Annotated in this window: 12 protein-coding genes; 4 read left to right on the top strand and 8 right to left on the bottom strand. The window is 43.9% G+C overall.

Annotated features, from left to right (window positions below):
* Positions 1-92: 92 nt before the first annotated feature.
* The 5 genes from ACIRUQ_RS04370 to nifJ all read right to left on the bottom strand — a co-directional run bounded on the left by ACIRUQ_RS04370 (position 93) and on the right by nifJ (position 8,602).
* On the bottom strand, positions 93-1,100 hold the full coding sequence (locus ACIRUQ_RS04370) for an NAD(P)H-dependent glycerol-3-phosphate dehydrogenase (RefSeq protein ID WP_021739740.1): 1,008 nt from the start codon (positions 1,098-1,100) through the stop codon (positions 93-95).
* A 194-nt stretch (positions 1,101-1,294) separates the two neighbouring features.
* The gene (gene plsY / locus ACIRUQ_RS04365) at positions 1,295-1,939 is read right to left on the bottom strand and encodes a glycerol-3-phosphate 1-O-acyltransferase PlsY (protein ID WP_055288875.1); all 645 of its coding nucleotides are present in this window, start codon (positions 1,937-1,939) and stop codon (positions 1,295-1,297) included.
* Positions 1,939-3,264, bottom strand: coding sequence for a ribosome biogenesis GTPase Der (der, locus tag ACIRUQ_RS04360; RefSeq protein ID WP_021739738.1), 1,326 nt, complete (start codon positions 3,262-3,264; stop codon positions 1,939-1,941). Before der ends, plsY begins: the two co-directional genes overlap by 1 nt.
* Positions 3,265-3,471: 207 nt before the next feature.
* The gene (locus tag ACIRUQ_RS04355; RefSeq protein ID WP_055288877.1) at positions 3,472-4,899 is read right to left on the bottom strand and encodes a DUF512 domain-containing protein; all 1,428 of its coding nucleotides are present in this window, start codon (positions 4,897-4,899) and stop codon (positions 3,472-3,474) included.
* Positions 4,900-5,065: 166 nt separating this feature from the next.
* Complete coding sequence (nifJ, locus tag ACIRUQ_RS04350; protein ID WP_055288879.1) at positions 5,066-8,602, bottom strand: pyruvate:ferredoxin (flavodoxin) oxidoreductase; 3,537 nt, start codon at positions 8,600-8,602, stop codon at positions 5,066-5,068.
* Positions 8,603-9,203: 601 nt separating this feature from the next.
* On the opposite strand from nifJ, the gene ACIRUQ_RS04345 reads away from it, so the two are divergent.
* From ACIRUQ_RS04345 to ACIRUQ_RS04330, 4 genes are all read left to right on the top strand, one after another.
* Positions 9,204-10,844: an ABC-F family ATP-binding cassette domain-containing protein gene (locus tag ACIRUQ_RS04345; protein ID WP_021739734.1), complete on the top strand. Its 1,641-nt coding sequence runs from the start codon at positions 9,204-9,206 to the stop codon at positions 10,842-10,844.
* A 285-nt stretch (positions 10,845-11,129) separates the two neighbouring features.
* Positions 11,130-11,975, top strand: coding sequence for a transporter substrate-binding domain-containing protein (locus tag ACIRUQ_RS04340; protein ID WP_055288882.1), 846 nt, complete (start codon positions 11,130-11,132; stop codon positions 11,973-11,975).
* A gap of 377 nt (positions 11,976-12,352) precedes the next feature.
* Complete coding sequence (locus tag ACIRUQ_RS04335; protein ID WP_021739732.1) at positions 12,353-13,036, top strand: amino acid ABC transporter permease; 684 nt, start codon at positions 12,353-12,355, stop codon at positions 13,034-13,036.
* A gap of 15 nt (positions 13,037-13,051) precedes the next feature.
* Positions 13,052-13,840 (top strand): amino acid ABC transporter ATP-binding protein, encoded by a 789-nt coding sequence (locus ACIRUQ_RS04330; protein WP_021739731.1) that lies wholly within the window; start codon positions 13,052-13,054, stop codon positions 13,838-13,840.
* A 324-nt stretch (positions 13,841-14,164) separates the two neighbouring features.
* Here ACIRUQ_RS04330 and ilvA read toward each other — a convergent pair whose 3' ends face one another.
* The 3 genes from ilvA to smc are packed head-to-tail and all read right to left on the bottom strand — an operon-like array spanning position 14,165 to position 19,937.
* Positions 14,165-15,376, bottom strand: a complete 1,212-nt coding sequence (gene ilvA, locus ACIRUQ_RS04325; RefSeq protein ID WP_055289015.1) for a threonine ammonia-lyase — start codon at positions 15,374-15,376, stop codon at positions 14,165-14,167.
* 1 nt (position 15,377) lies between these two features.
* On the bottom strand, positions 15,378-16,319 hold the full coding sequence (gene ftsY / locus ACIRUQ_RS04320) for a signal recognition particle-docking protein FtsY (protein ID WP_021739729.1): 942 nt from the start codon (positions 16,317-16,319) through the stop codon (positions 15,378-15,380).
* 48 nt (positions 16,320-16,367) lie between these two features.
* The gene (gene smc / locus ACIRUQ_RS04315; RefSeq protein WP_055288884.1) at positions 16,368-19,937 is read right to left on the bottom strand and encodes a chromosome segregation protein SMC; all 3,570 of its coding nucleotides are present in this window, start codon (positions 19,935-19,937) and stop codon (positions 16,368-16,370) included.
* Positions 19,938-19,956: the final 19 nt, after the last annotated feature.

The raw sequence follows: 19,956 nt of genomic DNA, 5'->3' as shown, positions 1-19,956 counted from the left end.
TCTGCTTTTCCCGGATATTTTTTCAGTAAAGCGGACATTCGCAATCCGCTTTTGCTACTTGCTCATGAACGCAGTAAAACACACGCTGCACGCTACCACAGAATATCCTCATGTTCTGCCTTTTTATCCCTCAGCATCAGCTCCATTACAGCATCTTTAGCCGGCTGATTTTCGAAAAGCACAGCATTCACCTGTTCAATAATCGGCATATTGATTTCATATTTTTTAGCGAGGGCAATGGCAGCTTTCGCTGAATAAACACCTTCCACGACCATTTTGACCTCATCCATTGCCTGCTGCATCGAATAGCCACGACCGATCAACATACCGGCTTTTCGGTTCCGGCTGTGACGGCTGGCACAGGTTACGATAAGATCACCGATGCCGGACAATCCGTTCAATGTCTCGGTATTTGCACCCATAGCAACGCCTAAGCGGCTGATTTCCTTGATTCCACGGGTGATCAGAGCTGCTTTTGTGTTATCACCATAACCAAGTCCGTCTGCCATTCCGGCTGCCAGCGCAATAACATTTTTCAGGGAAGCCCCCAACTCTATCCCCAGCATGTCCGGACTTGTATAGACACGAAACACTTCATTCATAAAGAACGTCTGGACCTGCTCAGCAGACTGTTTTGTATGTGCACCTGCCACCACAGTAGTCGGTAAACCACGGCCAACTTCCTCCGCATGACTCGGACCAGACATAACTGCTACATCTGCCTGCGGAATCTCCTGTTCCACAATCTCAGACTGAATCATCAGGGTACTTTCTTCAATACCCTTGGACACGATAACAATCAACTGCCCCTCTGTGATAAATTCGGCCAGATTATGTGCTGTACTTCTGGTAAAGGGTGACGGTACTGCCAATACAACCATTTCTTTTCCCTCTGCCGCAGTCTTCAGATCCGTGGTGAATGTCACTGTCTCCGGGATTCTTACGTCCGGAAGCTTATCTTTATGCTCATGCTCTCTGGTCAGCATTTCCACTTCTTCTTCCAAAATTGACCATACGGTTACCTGATGTCCATTATGGGCCAGAACTACTGCCAACGCTGTTCCCCAGCTTCCGGCACCGATTACACCTATTTCTGCCATTTTCTGCCTCCCTGTTATCCGTTTTTACTATATACCAGTGAACTTACCCATTGTCTAAATCCAATGGATCTCCTGCTTCACAGACCTTGTAATCTATTATCTCCACAGGCGTTTATTCGGGTAGTCCCTGCCCTATGATATGTTTTTTCTTATACTATCATTGTATAATACATACCTATCATCCGCAACTGTCATTATTTTTTCGCCGGGCGGAATTTATTCTCCGTTCCGGTTGCCAGACGTTTGATATTCGTCCGATGCTGCCAAAATGCCAGTGCTGTCAGAATACCGGTAAGCACATAGACTTCCGGCAAAAACTGTGTAGCAATCTTCAGCCACCCCATCTGCCCAAACACAATGGTCTGTACAAAAAATCCACTGAGGATTCCAAGGGAGCCCAAAGACATAAATCCCGTTGGTACCACAGATGCAAAAAAGAGAATTGCACAGATTGGAACCATTCTCCAGTCGAATGTAAAAATGATTCCCACACTGCTGGCAATACCTTTCCCACCTTTAAACTTCATATAAAATGGAAAATTATGTCCCAGAACCGCACCGAATCCCGCATACAGTTCCAGTAACTTCACCGTGTCCGGATAACGGTCTTTTGCCACAAACCAAATAATGACCATAGCTGCAACTGCCTTTAGACAGTCACCGAGAAATACGATCACGCCGGCTTTCCACCCAAGGACACGCAGGGAATTTGTCGTACCGGTATTGCCGCTGCCCTTGGAACGGATATCCACATGATGGGCATTTCCATACAGAACTCCGGTAGGAAATAAACCAAACAGGTAGCCTAACAGAGCACTGATGATTCGAAATACTACCATTATTTATCTTCCTTTCTCTCACGGATGATAAATTTCAGAGCCGTTCCTTTGAACCCAAAAGTATCACGGATTCTGTTTTCCAGATATCTCGTATAGGAAAAATGCATCAGTTCTTTATCATTTACAAAAATGACAAATGTTGGCGGTTTTACTGCAACCTGTGTAATGTAATACAGTTTCAGACGTTTGCCTTTATCAGAAGGTGGCTGCTGCATTGCCACTGCTTCTGTCATAATCTCATTTAAGACGCCGGTAGCCACACGCATTGCATTGTTCTCCAGAACCATATCGATCATTTCAAACATTTTGTTCAGGCGCTGCCCCGTCTTAGCAGATATAAACATAATCTCCGCATAAGACATAAAACTTAAAATTTCACGGATCTTATTTGTATGTTTATAAATCGTCTTGTCATCTTTTTCAATGGCATCCCACTTATTTACTGCAATAATGATACCTTTTCCCCGCTCATGAGCAATGCCTGCGATCTTCGCATCCTGCTCAGTGACACCTTCTGTGGCATCGATAACAATAACAACCACATCTGCGCGCTCCACCGCTGTTACCGCACGAATGATGCTGTAACGTTCGATTTCTTCTTTGATTTTATTTTTGCGGCGCAGACCCGCAGTATCAATAAAAATATACTCTTTGCCATTATATTTCACTTCTGTATCAATGGCATCACGGGTTGTCCCTGCGATATCAGATACGATAACACGGGCTTCGCCTGCCAGCTTGTTGACCAATGAAGATTTTCCTACGTTTGGTTTTCCGATAATGGCTACCTTTGGTCTGGAATCTTCCTCTTCTTCTTGGGCAGACGCCGGAAAATGCTTTACAACCTCCTCCAGCATATCACCGATTCCAAGGCGGGATGCTGCAGAAATTGGAAGCGGATCACCGATTCCAAGATTATAAAACTCATAGACATCGGACATATATTTCTGGAAACTGTCCACTTTGTTCACTACCAGAACCACAGGTTTGTGCGAACGGCGCAGCATATCAGCTACTTTCGCATCCGCATCCACCAAACCCTGGTGTACATCTGTCATAAAAAGGATTACATCCGCAGTAGCAATGGCGATTTCTGCCTGTTCACGCATCTGTGACAGGATTACATCCTTGCTGTCCGGCTCAATACCGCCAGTATCTACCATAGTAAAGGAATGGTTCAACCATTCCACATCTGCATAAATACGGTCTCTTGTGACACCCGGTGTATCCTTCACGATGGAAATACGTTCTCCTGCCAGGGCATTGAATAACGTAGACTTTCCTACATTCGGACGTCCCACAACCGCTACAACCGGTTTACTCATATTTTATACCTCGTCTCTTTTCGAATTCTGTTTAACCTCAAGTTACTTCTATAGATCTGTAAAGCGAACATTCGCAATCCGCTTTTACCACTTGCCCATGAACGCAGACGCTTTGTAGCCTGTCAGTGCGAGTGCTCAACTCCTGCCGCATAAAGCATCCGCTTACCCATTGCTTCGTTACGTCACGCACCAGAAACTGGGAAATGCTTATTCTACGTTCAGGTTATGACCAAGCAGTTCCTCATACAGACACTGCCCGTCTGATTTTACAATATGAATCGGCACTTGTAAAGCGTTTTCCAATTCTGACAATGTCACATCATCCAAAAATACTTCTTCTCCGCTGCGCAGCAGATTACATGGAAGCAACAATACATCCCCCAGTTCCTGGCCCATCAGCTGTGCCTTCAAATCCTGTCCTGTCAACAGTCCCGACACAGTAATCATCTCTCCAAAGAAATCATTTCGAATCTGATATACATTGACTTTGATATCCGGATGCAGGCAGATAAACTTTGCTGCCAGCTTCCGCATCAACGGTGCCGCTGATTTTCCGGTAGCAATGGATACAATACGGCGATACCCAGATGTTCCCTCAGCAGCCACCTGTTTTTTCTTTCTGCCAAACAGTTGAAAACCTTCGGTTCTGCCGGAGCGTTTTGACTGAAACAGGTCTTTTTCTCCCTCTTCCTGTTCCAGCTCCAGACAAGCATCAAACTCGCTCGCCAACAATGGAATCATGCCCACACCATTTTCCAGCTGAATATATCCATCATAATTTTCTTCCGGTGGAAACGGTTCTTCTGCCAGCAGATACCATTCATCCGATGCCTGCACAAAATGTGTACCGTGTTTTTCATAGCATATTTTCTGCCATTTATGAATCATCTCCAGTACTTCTTTTGCATCCTCCTTTGTAAACGGCTCCAACGGATACAAACCATCCCGGAATTTTGTCAATCCCACAGGTACCACAGAAAGACTTTCCATGTAGGGTAGATAGTCTGCCAGCTCCCGGATACTTCGTTCCAGCTCTGCGCCGTCATTAACCCCTTTGCATAGCACGATCTGACCGTTCATCTCAATCCCTGCCTCATAAAAACGGCGGATTTTGTTCAGTGCTTCTCCGGCAAAACGGTTATGCAGCATCTTGCAACGCAACTCCGGATTCATTGCATGCACAGATACGTTGATCGGTGCCAGTTTATAAGTGATTATACGCTCCACATCTTCATCCTTCATATTGGTCAGAGTTACATAATTCCCCTGTAAAAAAGATAGTCTGGAATCGTCGTCTTTAAAATATAATGTCTCCCTCATATTAGGCGGCATCTGATCTATAAAACAGAAAATACATTTATTATAGCAGGATTTATAATCATCCATCAGACCATTTTCAAATACAATACCCGGATCTTCATAATAATCTTTCTCTATTTCAAGTTCCCACTCTTCACCATCCGGTTTCCGGATCAACAGGTTCAATGTCACGTCATTGATCAGAAAATGATAATCAAACACATCCTGGATCGGCTTTCCGTTGACAGTCAGCAATACATCCCCGGCTTCAATTCCCATCTCATCCGCAATGCTGCCCGGTTCGACACTGTCGATCTTATGTTCTTTTTTCTTCATTCATTTCATCCTTTCATTCTGTACCATTGTAACCAATTTGTGATATAACATCAACCTTTTTTTCCAGTCCCTCCACTCCTGAAGACAGTAAAAGAGGCATGCCGCCAAAGCGGCATACCTCTTATTATCATTCGAAATATTTACAAATCAGACTGAGATGAAATTCTTACTCTTCTGTTCCGTAAAGTTTTACGAGTTTGTTCAGGTAAGCGTATCTTGCCTTTGCATTTTCTTCAGATTTCTCAAAGAGACGATCTGCTTTCTCCGGATCCTGTCTTACAAGAGCATTGTAACGAACCTCTCCGTTCAGGAATGCTTTGTAATCTCCGCTTGGAGCTTTGCTGTCAAGAGTGAATGCATTCTTGCCTTCAGCAGCCAGAGCCGGATTGTAACGGAAGTTATTCCAGTAACCTACTGCTACTGCATTCTTCTCCTCTGTCTGAGCTTTGCTCATACCAATCTTGATACCATGGTTGATACATGGAGCATAAGCAATGATCAGAGACGGTCCCGGATATGCTTCAGCCTCAGCGATTGCTTTCACGCACTGATTCATATCAGCACCCATTGCGATCTGTGCTACATACACATAACCATAGCTCATTGCGATGGAAGCAAGGTCTTTCTTCTTAACATCTTTACCACCTGCTGCGAACTGAGCAATTGCACCGATGTTTGTAGATTTGGAAGACTGTCCACCTGTATTGGAATATACCTCAGTATCAAATACCATTACGTTGATATCTTTGCCACTTGCAAGGATATGATCTACGCCACCGAATCCGATATCGTAAGCCCATCCGTCACCACCGAATACCCACTGGGATTTCTTTCCAAGGAAGTCTTTCTGAGCAAGGATTTCCTGAGCTTTGTCACAACCGCATGCCTCTAACGCTTTGATGAGCTTGTCAGTAGCAGGTCCGTTTGTAACGCCGCATCCGTAAGTATCTAACCATTCCTGGCCGGCAGATTTTACATCTTCGTTAGTTCCGTTAGCAACAACATCTTCTACTTTCTCTTTTAATGCACCTCTTAATGCATTGTTTGCGAGAAGCATACCATAACCAAACTCTGCAGCATCCTCGAACAGGGAGTTTGACCAAGCCGGTCCTTTTCCTTCCGGAGTTACTGTGTATGGTGTGGACGGTGAAGAGTTACCCCAGATAGAGGAACATCCTGTTGCGTTTGCAATGTACATTCTGTCACCGAATAACTGAGTGATCAGTTTTGCGTACGGTGTCTCACCACATCCAGCACAAGCGCCTGAGAACTCAAGCAGCGGCTGTTTGAACTGAGATCCTTTTACGGAATTTTCTTTGAATTTAGCAATAACTTCTGCTTTGTCCGGAACAGATACACCATAATCGAAGTAAGCCTGCTCTGCCTCATTAGCTTCGAAGTTCTGCATTGTGATTGCCTGAATCTTATCCGGGCAAACGTTTACACAGGAACCACATCCGGTACAATCGTATGCGGAAATTGTGATAGCGAATTTGTATCCCGGCATTCCTGTCATATCTTTGTACTGCATTCCTTCCGGAGCTGCAGCTGCCTCAGCCTCTGTCATAGCAACCGGACGGATTGCTGCGTGCGGGCAGACATAAGAACACTGGTTACACTGGATGCATTTATTTACATCCCATACCGGAACGTCTACTGCCACACCACGTTTCTCATAAGCGGATGTACCAGAAGGTGTGGAACCATCTACATAATCCTTGAATGCAGATACCGGTAATGTATTACCCATCTGAGCATTGATCTTCTTCTGAATGTTGTTTACGAAATCAACTGCATCCTGACGTGCGCCTGTTACTGCAGCACCTGTAAGGCTCTCTTCACCTGCTGTTTTCCAGCTTTCAGGAACTTCGATTTTAACAACGTGCTTAGCACCGGCATCAATTGCATCGTAGTTCATCTGTACGATCTTATCACCTTTTTTACCATAAGTAGCTTTTGCAGCTGCTTTCATCAGTTCGTTTGCTTTGTCAGCCGGAATGATGTTGGAAAGTGCAAAGAATGCAGACTGAAGTACTGTATTGATACGTCCGCCAAGTCCGATTTCTTTACCGATCTTGATACCGTCAATTGTATAGAACTTAATATCGTTCTCTGCAATATAACGTTTTACCTGTCCCGGAAGATGCTCTTCCAGTCCTGCCATATCCCATGAGCAGTTCAGAAGGAATGTTCCACCCGGAACCAGATCCTGAACCATGTTATATTTGTGGATATAAGCCGGGCAATGGCATGCTACAAAGTTTGCTTTGTTGATCAGATATGTGGAACGGATCGGATCTTTACCAAAACGTAAGTGGGAAATGGTTACACCACCTGATTTTTTGGAATCATAATCAAAGTAAGCCTGAGCATACATATCAGTATTATCACCGATGATCTTGATGGAGTTCTTGTTAGCACCTACGGTACCATCTGCTCCAAGTCCCCAGAACTTGCAGTTGATTGTTGTAGCCGGAGTTGTAACCGGATGCTCTGTAACTTCCAGAGAAAGATTTGTAACATCATCAACGATACCGATTGTGAATTTTTCTTTTTCTGTATTGTTATAAACAGCGATGATCTGTCCAGGTGTTGTATCTTTGGAACCAAGTCCGTAACGTCCTGTAAAGATCGGAACTGCATCGAATTTTGTATTCTTTAATGCAGCAACTACATCAAGGTAAAGTGGCTCACCCATAGCTCCCGGCTCTTTTGTTCTATCAAGAACGATCAGCTGTTTTACAGAATCCGGAATAGTATTAACCAGAGCTTCTGCTGAGAATGGTCTGTACAGACGTACTTTTACAAGACCTACTTTCTCGCCTTTTGCCATCAGATAATCAATTGTCTCATCGATTGTCTCACATACAGATCCCATAGCGATGATAACTTTCTCAGCATCTTCTGCACCATAGTAGTTGAATAATTTATAGTTTGTACCAAGTTTTTCATTAACTTTGTCCATGTATTCCTGAACAATTGCAGGCATATCATCATAAGTCTGGTTGCATGCCTCTCTTGCCTGGAAGAAGATATCCGGATTCTGTGCGGAACCCATCTGACATGGATGATTTGGATTTAATGCATTCTGGCGATATGCGTTGATTGCATCAAGATCTACCATATCTTTCAGATCTTCATAATCCCATGTCTCGATTTTCTGAATCTCATGAGATGTACGGAAACCATCGAAGAAGTTGATGAACGGAAGTCTTCCTTTGATTGCTGAGCAATGAGCAACCGGTGTCAGATCCATTACTTCCTGAACGCTGGACTCACAAAGCATTGCGCAGCCAGTCTGGCGACAGGCATAAACATCAGAATGATCACCGAAGATACATAATGCATGGCTTGCAAGTGTACGTGCAGATACGTTGAATACACCTGGTAATCTCTCACCAGCGATTTTATAAAGGTTTGGAATCATCAGGAGAAGACCCTGAGATGCTGTATAAGTAGTTGTCAGAGCACCTGCTGCCAGAGAACCGTGTACAGTACCGGCTGCACCAGCCTCGGACTGCATCTCTGTTACTTTTACAGTCTGACCGAAAATATTTTTTCTTCCCTGTGTTGCCCACTCATCTGTAGCTTCTGCCATTACAGATGACGGAGTGATCGGATAGATAGCCGCAACATCTGTATATGCATATGATGCATGAGCTGCTGCATGGTTACCATCCATGGTTTTCATAGAACGTTTCATTTCCATTCCTCCTAAATTCTTTTGATTTAGTTTTGTTAATTAGTTAACAATGCTTTACCCTTATCTTACAATATTTTCACAAAAAAGCAACATCAGTATATCCCAAAATTGTATATATTTCAATACAATTTTGTTTTTTTCTGCGTTCATCTTTGTGGCAACGTTACAAATCCCCGAAAACTTCCCCGAGAACTTCCAACGTGATAACCGTATTGTAACCTACTTTTCTGTTGAAAACAAGAACCTTGAGCGTATAATATTGCATACAATCTCATCACTCAACTTATTCATGTCTATCTTGAATTTTATTCATTTAAAATCATAAACCGTCATACCCAAGCATAAAGTTTCTATTTTAGAAACATCAGTAAAGCGGACATTCGCAATCCGTTTTCGCTACTTGCTCATGAACGCAGTCGCTTTGCCCCCGCAAAAAATGCAGCCACACCCCCAAAAAATTTTCTAAATGTTTTCTGTGATGCAAAAATCATTCTTCTGCGCATGTTTTCCTTGCTTTTATATATAATCTTGTGTACAATACCAGAGGTAAATTATTAGAAATAAAACACATATATAATAAAGAAGTTAAGGAGAAGAATTTATGATCAGTGCAAATAATGTAACATTACGAATCGGTAAAAAGGCGTTGTTTGAAGATGTAAATATTAAATTTACAGAAGGCAACTGCTACGGTCTGATTGGTGCCAATGGTGCCGGCAAATCCACATTTCTGAAGATTTTAAGTGGACAGTTGGAGCCAACAAACGGCGATATCTCCATCACCGCCGGCCAACGACTTTCCTTCTTGCAGCAGGATCACTTCAAGTACGATGCCTACACCGTTCTTGATACTGTTATCATGGGAAACAAACGTCTCTATGAGATCATGAAAGAAAAAGATGCCATCTACATGAAAGAAGATTTCACAGATGAAGATGGTATCCGTGCCAGTGAACTTGAGGCGGAATTTGCCGATATGGATGGCTGGAATGCAGAATCTGATGCCGCTACCATGCTGAACGGTCTTGGAATTGACACTGAATTCCACTACGCTACCATGGGAGATCTGCCAGGTCCGCTGAAAGTTAAAGTCCTGCTTGCACAGGCATTATTCGGAAATCCGGATATCCTGCTGCTGGATGAGCCGACAAACAACCTTGATCTTGATGCTATCGCATGGCTGGAAGAATTCCTGATCAACTTTGAAAATACTGTCATTGTCGTATCTCATGACCGTTATTTTTTAAACAAAGTTTGTACTCATATCGCTGATATTGACTACGCAAAAATCCAGCTTTATGCCGGAAACTATGACTTCTGGTATGAATCCAGCCAGTTAATGGTAAAACAGATGAAAGAAGCGAACAAAAAGAAAGAGGAGAAAATCAAGGAATTACAGGAGTTCATCTCCCGTTTCTCTGCAAATGCTTCCAAATCCAAACAGGCTACTTCCAGAAAAAAAGCACTGGAGAAAATCCAGCTGGATGAGATCAAACCGTCCAGCCGCAAATACCCATACATTGACTTCCGCCCATCCCGCGAAATTGGTAATGAAGTGCTTCTTGTAGAAGGATTAAGTAAAACCATCGACGGTGTTAAAATTCTGGATAACGTATCCTTTATCGTAAACCGCGAAGATAAAATCGCATTTGTCGGAAGCAATGAGCTTGCAAAAACTACTTTATTTAAAATTATAACAGGCGAAATGGAACCGGATGAAGGTACTTACAAGTGGGGTGTTACCACAAGCCAGTCCTATTTCCCGAAAGACAATACCAAAATTTTTGATACAGATCTTATCATTGTAGATTGGCTGACACAGTTCTCCGAGATCAAAGACGCTACTTATGTCCGCGGATTTCTTGGCCGTATGCTCTTTCCTGGCGAGGACGGTGTTAAAAAGATGCGTGTACTCTCCGGTGGTGAAAAAGTACGTGTACTCTTCTCCCGCATGATGATCGAAGCATCCAATGTACTGATTCTGGATGAGCCGACCGACCACCTGGATATGGAATCCATCACCGCTCTGAACAACGGTCTGATCAAATTCCCGGGTGTACTGCTCTTCGCTTCCCGCGATCACCAGATTGTACAGACAACCGCAAACCGCATCATTGAATTTATGCCAAACGGCTCAATCATTGACAAAATCACCACATACGATGAATATCTGGAAAGTGATGAGATGGCAAGAAAACGTTCTGTATATACAATGGCATCTTCGGATGAAGAAGATAACTAAATCCTTGTTTCTTGAACACACGGATTGCTTCGTGCTTTGCACTCCCACAATCCTCTCAAAATAAGAAGGGGCTGAATTCATATTGTTTCCGATACTTACAATATGAGTTCAGACCCTTTTGTCATTCTGTAATAACAAAAATACCCCTATATTCTGTATGATCTATAGCGCGAATATCCTTGCTGTATAAAAACTTTTTTCATTTTTTTCTTGACTTTAGTATGGTAAATTGGTAACATGGTAGCATGTTTTAAGAAAGATTTATCAGAGGAGAGAGAAAAGAAGATGAAAAAGAAATTATTAGCACTCGTTCTTGCTGCGGGTATGGTCGCTTCCATGGCTGCATGTGGCAATACAAACAGCAGCGGATCTGCTTCCGCAGGCAACAGCAAAGATACCTCTGCAACAGCAGAAAGCACAGACAGCGATCTTGCTTATGTTAAAGACAAAGGTACTTTGGTGGTAGGTATCACAGATTTCGAGCCAATGGATTATCAGGATGAAAACGGAAACTGGATTGGATTTGATGCTGACCTTGCATCTGCTTTTGCCGAAAGTCTTGGCGTAGATGTTGAGTTTGTAGAAATCGACTGGGACAACAAAATCCTTGAATTAGATGGAAAAACCATCGACTGTGTATGGAATGGCATGACACTGACAGATGAAGTAACAAGTTCCATGTCCTGTACAACCGCTTATTGTAACAATGCACAGGTAGTTGTTGTTCCGTCTGACGTAGCTGATAAATATCAGGACAAAGACAGCTTAAAAGATCTCACTTTTGCTGTTGAATCCGGAAGTGCCGGCGAAGCACAGGCTCAGGAACTTGGCTTAAACTACACTGCTGTTACTGCTCAGTCAGATGCACTGATGGAAGTTGCTGCAGGCACATCCGATGCTGCTATCATCGATTCCCTGATGGCTGCCGCAATGGTTGGCGAAGGCACCGGTTATTCCAACCTGACTTACACCATTGGATTAAATGATGAAGAATACGGTGTCGGTTTCAGAAAAGGTTCTGATCTGGCTGTGGAATTAAATAACTTCTTCAAATCCAGCTATGCTGACGGATCCATGGAGCAGATTGCTGAAAAATATGGTGTACAGGCTGCAGTTGTTGAACAGAAATAATCCTGTGATCACACAACATAGCCATTTGCTTATGTTGCTTATTCATAACCAAATAACCGCTATCCGGTCTTATCTGGTTATATCCTTGTTTTATTGAGAGATATTTGTTTGTTGAGTAATATTTGTTTGTTGAGAAACATTTGTTTGTTGAGTAATATTTGTTTGTTGAGTAATATTTGTTTGTTGAGAGATATTTGTTTGTTGAGATTTGTAAAATAAATAGTGATTTTTAATTAAAAACAGAGAGCGGAGTTTCCGCTCTTTGTTGTGCATAAAAATGTACCGTTCACACGTTTTTTCACGTAGGCATACGCATGAATTCAATGCATATGATGCGTGAGCTGTGACAAAAATATTTAGAGAAAGCAGGAACTATCATGGATTTTTCACAACAGCTGCCGATTGTCATTCATTCCTTAAATATCGGCTTTTTACAGACATTACGACTTTTTGTCATTACCCTGATTGGCGCATGTCCTCTGGGTCTTGCAATCTGTTTCGGTTCCATGTCCCGCATCAAACCAGTCAGTGCTTTTTTTAAACTTCTGATCTGGGTTGTCCGCGGTACCCCTCTGATGATCCAGTTACTGATCATCTACTTTTTCCCGGGACTGGTATTACATAACCCAATCTGGGGCGGCGGCGAAACCGGACGTTTCCTCGCAGCATCCGTTTCCTTCATTTTGAACTATGCCTGCTACTTTTCCGAAATCTACCGCGGTGGTATTCAAAGTGTACCGGTAGGTCAGGAAGAAGCCGGATTGGTTCTGGGCATGACCAAATCCCAGATTTTCTTCCGTGTAAAATTATTACAGATGGTAAAAAGAATCATTCCACCAATGTCAAACGAAATCCTGACACTGGTAAAGGACACTTCTCTCGCACGCATCATTGCACTGCAGGAGATCATCTGGGCAGGACAGGCCTTTATGAAAGGTTCTCAGGGTATTTCCGGACAGATCTGGCCACTGTTCTTCACCGCCATCTACTACCTTATTTTCAACGGTATTCTGACAGTGGTACTTGGAAAATTAGAAAAGAAACTGGATTATTTCAGATAAAAGGAGAAACTGATCATGAAAATTTTAGAAGCAGAACATTTATGCAAATCCTTTGGACAGACAAAGGTGCTGAAGGATATCAGCTTTTCTCTGGAAGAAAGCCAGGTACTGTCCATCATTGGTTCTTCCGGAAGTGGAAAAACCACGCTTCTGCGCTGCCTGAATTTCCTGGAACAGCCGGACAATGGTATGATCCGCGTCAAGGACAAAACGGTCTTTGATGCAGCAAATCCAACAACCATGCAGGAATCGGAAATCCGTAAAAACCGTCTGCATTTCGGACTTGTTTTTCAGTCTTTTAATCTCTTTCCTCAATATACAGCACTGAAAAATGTTATGCTCGCAAAGGAATTACTTGCCAAAGAGCGTCCGGACTATAAAGCACGAAAAAAAGAAATCCACGACGAAATTGAAGCACAGGCTGTCAGTCTTTTAAAGCAGATGGGACTTTCCGAACGGATCAACAACTACCCGCATCAACTCTCCGGTGGACAGTGTCAGCGTGTTGCAATCGCCCGCGCACTGGCCATGCAACCGGATATTCTCTGTTTTGATGAGCCAACTTCTGCCCTGGATCCGGAACTGACCGGCGAAGTACTGAAAGTCATCAAAGAATTAGCGGAAACCAAGACAACAATGGTCATAGTAACACATGAAATGGCCTTTGCCCGGGATGTGGCGGATCAGGTTATCTTCATGGATGATGGCTATATCCTTGAACAGGGTGATCCTTATCAGGTATTCGAACATCCGAAGGAAGAACGGACACGGCAGTTTTTGTCCCGGTTCCACGACGGAGAGTAAAGCTTATTTGTCTTGTTGTTGGCTGAAATTTAATTTTTAATGCGAAAACGAAGCATCCTGTCGGAACGCTAGACGCTCACTACCCCTGACAGGATGCTTCGTTTTCGCTATTTACACAGTGAAATAATTAGCCATTCAAGTCGAACGCACGTGAGACTTGGTGCGTGATTCTGGTCAGCGTAAGCTGACATATTCTTCTCAGAATCACTGCACATCCCCGCGGAGCGTTTATCTCAGTCGGAGATTGTACTCCCACTGAGAAAGACTTGTTATTACTCACCACTTGCAGAAGTGGGAGTCTTCTCGACTGAGCTAAACAAAAAATTACAGCACCGCCTGGATCAAGTTTGGTTCATAGCCCGCATCACGAAGTGCCGCAATAATCTGTTTTTTATGCTCGGTACCAAATGCTTCCATGGTAATCCGGATTTCCACAGCTGCATTCCGGTTGGAAGATATGAACTGGTTATGATCCAGTTTGATAACATTCGCCTGTACACTGGCTACAACACCTGCGACTCTGCACAATTCACCCGGTTTATCCGGAAGCTGAATGGATACAGTAAAGATACGATCGCGCAGGATCAGACCTTTCTGTACTACAGAGGACATGGTGATGACATCCATATTTCCGCCACTTAAGATAGAAACGACACGTTTATCTTTTACACTTAAGTGTTTCAGTGCTGCCACGGTCAGCAAACCGGAATTTTCTACGATCATTTTATGATTTTCTACCATATCCAGAAATGCTACAATCAGTTCATCATCATGAACGGTAATGATATCATCCAGATTCTCCTGAATATACGGAAAAATTTTACTTCCCGGCGTCTTTACAGCAGTACCGTCTGCAATCGTATTTACCTGTGGTAAAGTCACTACTTCACCGGTCTTCAGAGATTCCTGCATACAATTTGCGCCAGCAGGCTCTACACCGATGACTTTAATCTTCGGATTCAACAATTTTGCAAGTGTAGATACACCCGTTGCAAGTCCGCCGCCACCGATTGGTACCAGAATATATTCTACCAGCGGAAGTTCCTGAAAGATTTCCATTGCAATGGTTCCCTGACCGGTTGCAACCGCAGGATCATCGAAAGGATGGATAAAAGTATATCCGTGCTCTTCTGCCAGCTCATATGCTTTTGCACAAGCCTCATCATATACATCTCCGTACAGGACAACTTCTGCACCATAACTCTTCGTACGGTTTACTTTGATCAGTGGTGTTGTAGTTGGCATTACGATGGTTGCCTTTGCACCATAACGTTTTGCCGCATAAGCCACACCCTGTGCATGATTTCCTGCGGATGCGGTGATCAGACCACGCTGACGCTCTTCTTCTGTCAATGTGCTAATCTTGTAATAAGCACCACGCACTTTATATGCACCGGTAAACTGCATATTTTCCGGTTTCAAATATACTTTATTACCTGTCTGTTCGCTTAAATATTCACTGTATACCAGCTTTGTCTCCTGTGTTACTTTTTTGACAATTTCACTGGCTTCCTCAAAACGATCCAGTGTCAACATTTCACTCATTTACGTCCTCCTTCTCAAACAGTGCATCAACAAACTGATCTGCATCAAATTTCTGCAGATCATCAATGCTTTCTCCTACACCAATATATTTTACCGGAATACCAAGTTCAGAATGAATTGCAACTGCAATTCCTCCCTTGGCCGTTCCGTCCATCTTGGTCAATACAATACCTGTGATCTCGGCAGCCTCGCTGAACTGCTTTGCCTGAACGAGTGCATTCTGCCCGGTAGTGGCATCCAGAACTACTAAAGTCTCGCGGTATGCTTCCGGATACTCTTTTTCCAGAATACGGTTAATCTTCTTTAATTCTTCCATCAGGTTTTTCTTATTATGCAGACGTCCTGCAGTATCACACAGTAATACATCTGCTTTCCGGGCTTTTGCTGCCTGCACGGCATCGTATACAACGGAACCCGGATCAGATCCTTCCTGACCACCAACGATCTCCACACCGGCACGATTTGCCCACTCTGTCAGCTGTTCACCCGCAGCGGCACGAAAAGTATCCGCCGCTCCAAGAATCACTTTTTTCCCCTGGCTTTTCAATTTTCCTGCCAATTTTCCAATGGTAGTAGTCTTTCCAACGCCATTGACGCCGATGACCAGAACGACGGAGGTTTCCTCTTCAAAGCGATACGCTGTATCACCTACATACATCTGTTCTTTGATACTGTTGATCAGCAGCTCTCGGCAGTCTGCCGGCTCTTTGATATGGTTTTCTTTTACTTTTTTCTTCAGATTTTCGATGATTTCTTCTGTGGCATGGATTCCGATATCACCCATTACAAGAATTTCTTCCAGTTCCTCGTAAAAATCATCATCAATATGTGAAAATCCGCTGAAAATAGAATCAAATCCGGACACGATATTGTCACGGGTTTTGGTCAGACCACTGACCAGTCGTTTAAAAAAACCCTTTTTTTCTTCAGCCATACTATTCTTCCTTTCTCAAATAAATTTTGTATAAAAACTGTTTCCAGATTACGCATCCAGCTCTTTTTCAATCAGGTTGACGGAAACCAATGCAGACACACCTTTCTCCTGCATGGTGATACCATACAGACGATCTGCGGCTGTCATAGTTCCCCGTCGATGAGTAATAACAATAAACTGCGTATTTTTTGTGAGCTTATGCAGATAATTAGCAAACCGATCAACGTTAGAGTCATCCAAGGCTGCCTCGATCTCATCTAACAGACAGAACGGAGATGGCTTTAAGTTCTGGATTGCAAATAACAATGCAATCGCTGTCAGTGCCTTTTCTCCACCGGACAGCTGCATCATATTCTGAAGTTTCTTTCCCGGCGGCTGCGCAATGATCTTGATACCACATTCCAAAATGTCATTTGTATCTTCCTCACCGGTCAGCTCCAGTGAACCTTTTCCTCCGCCGAACAACTCCTTAAATGTCCTGTCAAACTCCCGCTGAATATCTGCAAATTTCTCTGCAAACTGCTTACGCATACCTTCATCAAGTTCTGTAATGATCTTCTCCAGACTCGCTTTCGCTTCCTCCAGATCCGCATGCTGTGCGGACAGGAATTCATAACGCTCCGAAACACTCTTATACTCTTCAATGGAATTGACATTGACATTTCCAAGCTTACGGATTTCATCCCGGATACCTGTGATCTGCTTTTTGAGTTCAGCTACGTTCAGCTTCTCCGGCCGTTCTGCTCCCTTTGCTACATGATAGGTGATTTCATACTCTTCCCACATATAAGTAGTCAGAGAATCCTGTGCCTGCTCCGTCTTTTCCTTCTGCTGATTCAATCGGAACAGTTCTTTATCCAGATCACTCATAGTCTGTGAAAGTTCTTCCCGCTGTGCAAAAAAGTTTTTCTGCTCTCCAAGCATTGTTTCTTTCTGTGTACGGATTACCGTCAGTTTCTCATCCAGCCCCTGCTTTTGTAAAACAGCTGCTTCTGACTGTTCCTGCAGCTGTCTGATCTGTTTTTCCCGCTCTTCAATGGCAGTCTCACTATTTGCACTGTCCTCCAAAATCTGCTTCTTCTCCTGATTCAGACGGTGGATTTCTTCTTCCGTTCTCCGGATATTCTGCTGCAGGAAATTATTTTGCTGCTGTTTCTGTGCAATCTCCAACAGAACATCATTCAGATCCTGGGAAACACTCTCAATCTCCAGATTTTTATTTTCTACCTGTTGAGATAAAACATTATTCTGACCGGTTATTTCAGCTTCCTTGTCCACAGACATCTGTATCTGTTCTTCCATCTGTGCCTGATCGATGGACCATTCTTTTTTATCCGCATCAATTTTGGCAATCTCTTCATGAATGCCGGCATAAGCAGCTTCCTGTTTTTCCTGCTGCTCCCGAATATGACTGGTCTCCATCTCTAATGTGTTTTTATGTAGATAAGCCTGCTGCAGATTTACCTGCAATTCTTCATAATCATCCTTCAGCAGTGCATTTGCGGTCTTCACATCTTCCATCCGACTGCGGATTTCCTGCGCCTGTGCACGGCAGTCAGCCACTTGTTTTTCTAAAATCTCAATCTCACGATTCCGTCCCAGCAGATTGCTGTTGTTTCGGAACGCACCACCGGTCATGGAACCGCCAGGCTGCAGTGACTCGCCCTCCATGGTAACGATACGCAGAGAATAACGGAACTTTCTGGCAACCATCACCGCATGCTCAATGGTGTCCATTACAAGCACCCGTCCCAGCAGATAACCTGCCACCTTTTCATACTGTGGCTGCGTGTGCACCAGACTGCTTGCAATACCAATGACACCGGTCTCACCTAACGCTTTTTCCGCCGGAACATGCTCCGGTGCAGACACACTGGTCAGCGGCAAAAATGTAGCACGACCATACCGGTTCTTTTTCAGATATTCAATCATCTGACGGGCAGTATCCTCATTGTCCGTTATAATATTCTGGATACTTCCGCCCAGTGCTGTCTCAATGGCGGTCTCATACGCTTTTTCCACTTTGATCAGATCTGCGATAACACCGTGAATTCCCGGTGTATCTGCCTTACGCTCCATGATCCGGCGGATGCTGTTGCCATATCCGTCATAGCGCTCCGCGATATTCCGCAGAGATTCCAGACGGGAACTGTCCTTGTGATATTGCTCCTTGCACTGATCCATCCGGCCACGCAGTTCTTCAAACTCCTGCTGCCAGTTAGTCCGCTTCTTTTCAATGGAAGTCTTTTCTTCCTCCATGGACACAATCTGTTCCTTCAGTTCTGCCAATTCTTTTTCCTGTTTGAACAGTAATCCGCTGACATCATCACCGCCGCTCTTCTGCTCCAGCAATTCCTTATTTAACTGCGCCCGGTGGATAGAAGCCTGTTCCTGCATCGTTTTCAGACGCTGTTGTTCTGCTTTCATGGAAGCGCGGGCATTCAGCAAACGCAAAATTTCTGCCTTCCCTGCTTCCATCTGCTGCTCCATTCCGGCTGTCTCTTTCCGCAATGTCTCCAGCTTTTCTGTCAGCAAACGCTTCTTCTGCTCGATTTCACGAATGCCGGCTTCCAGTTCCGTCTGCCGGCTGCTGTAATCCTCGCCTTCCTTCTGCTGGCGGTCCACATCGGCCTGCAGTGCCTCCACACGGCTTCTGACATGTTCCTCATTCTGCTGTGCTGTATGGATCTGTTCCCGCAGAACATTGATCTGTCCCTCCAGTTTTTCTTTCGAAACACCGGTATCATTCATACTCTGCTGCAGTTCACCAATCTGTTCATCTGCCTGCGCAACCTGCTTCTCAAGCTCCTCATAACGGGATTTGATTCCTTCAAATTTCTGCCGGATTTCCGCCTGTTGATGCTCTGTAATACCACATTTCTCCTCCAGACCCTCCAATTCGGTATCCATCCGTTCCATCTCGAGTAAAAACAGATTCTGATCGCACTCCTTCAGTTCTTCCTTTTTCTTCAGATAAACTTTCGCGTGTTCCGCCTGTCGTTCCAGAGGGCCTACCTGTCGCGTCAACTCCGCCAGAATATCATTGACACGCACTAGATTCTGCTGCTCATCTTCCAGTTTTTTCAATGCCGTTGCTTTTCTACGCTTGAATTTAACAATTCCGGCTGCCTCATCAAACAATTCCCGGCGTTCCTCAGGTTTGCCACTCAAAATCTTGTCAATCTGTCCCTGACCAATAATAGAATAGCCTTCTTTACCAATACCGGTATCATAAAAAAGCTCATTGACATCCTTCAGACGACACTGGGTACCGTTGATCAGATACTCGCTCTCACCGGAACGATACACCCGTCGTGCTACTGTCACTTCATTATAGTCCAACGGTAGCTGATGATCCGAATTATCCAGTGTGATGGCCACATAGGCAAAACTTACCGGCTTTCGATTTTCCGTTCCTGCAAAAATAACATCCTGCATACTGGCGCTTCGCAGCTGCTTTACCTTCTGTTCACCAAGCACCCAGCGGACCGCATCTGCAACATTGCTCTTTCCACTGCCGTTCGGACCTACAATACCGGTAATTCCGTTATGAAACTCAAATACAATTTTATTGGCAAATGATTTAAAACCATGTACCTCGATTGATTTAAGATACATACATTCCTCCGTTTATTAC

The sequence above is a fragment of the Eubacterium ramulus genome (assembly GCF_045002895.1).
In the GTDB taxonomy this organism is placed as follows: Bacteria; Bacillota; Clostridia; order Lachnospirales; family Lachnospiraceae; genus Eubacterium_I; species Eubacterium_I ramulus.
Note: the sequence above shows the minus strand (reverse complement) of the source record. Positions and strands in the feature narration are given on the sequence as shown.

Coding starts and splice junctions, on each gene's coding strand:
- ACIRUQ_RS04370 (WP_021739740.1), bottom strand. CDS start 1,100: ATGGCAGAAATAGGTGTAATCGGTGCCGGAAGCTGGGGAACAGCGTTG.
- plsY (WP_055288875.1), bottom strand. CDS start 1,939: ATGGTAGTATTTCGAATCATCAGTGCTCTGTTAGGCTACCTGTTTGGT.
- der (WP_021739738.1), bottom strand. CDS start 3,264: ATGAGTAAACCGGTTGTAGCGGTTGTGGGACGTCCGAATGTAGGAAAG.
- ACIRUQ_RS04355 (WP_055288877.1), bottom strand. CDS start 4,899: ATGAAGAAAAAAGAACATAAGATCGACAGTGTCGAACCGGGCAGCATT.
- nifJ (WP_055288879.1), bottom strand. CDS start 8,602: ATGAAACGTTCTATGAAAACCATGGATGGTAACCATGCAGCAGCTCAT.
- ACIRUQ_RS04345 (WP_021739734.1), top strand. CDS start 9,204: ATGATCAGTGCAAATAATGTAACATTACGAATCGGTAAAAAGGCGTTG.
- ACIRUQ_RS04340 (WP_055288882.1), top strand. CDS start 11,130: ATGAAAAAGAAATTATTAGCACTCGTTCTTGCTGCGGGTATGGTCGCT.
- ACIRUQ_RS04335 (WP_021739732.1), top strand. CDS start 12,353: ATGGATTTTTCACAACAGCTGCCGATTGTCATTCATTCCTTAAATATC.
- ACIRUQ_RS04330 (WP_021739731.1), top strand. CDS start 13,052: ATGAAAATTTTAGAAGCAGAACATTTATGCAAATCCTTTGGACAGACA.
- ilvA (WP_055289015.1), bottom strand. CDS start 15,376: ATGTTGACACTGGATCGTTTTGAGGAAGCCAGTGAAATTGTCAAAAAA.
- ftsY (WP_021739729.1), bottom strand. CDS start 16,319: ATGGCTGAAGAAAAAAAGGGTTTTTTTAAACGACTGGTCAGTGGTCTG.
- smc (WP_055288884.1), bottom strand. CDS start 19,937: ATGTATCTTAAATCAATCGAGGTACATGGTTTTAAATCATTTGCCAAT.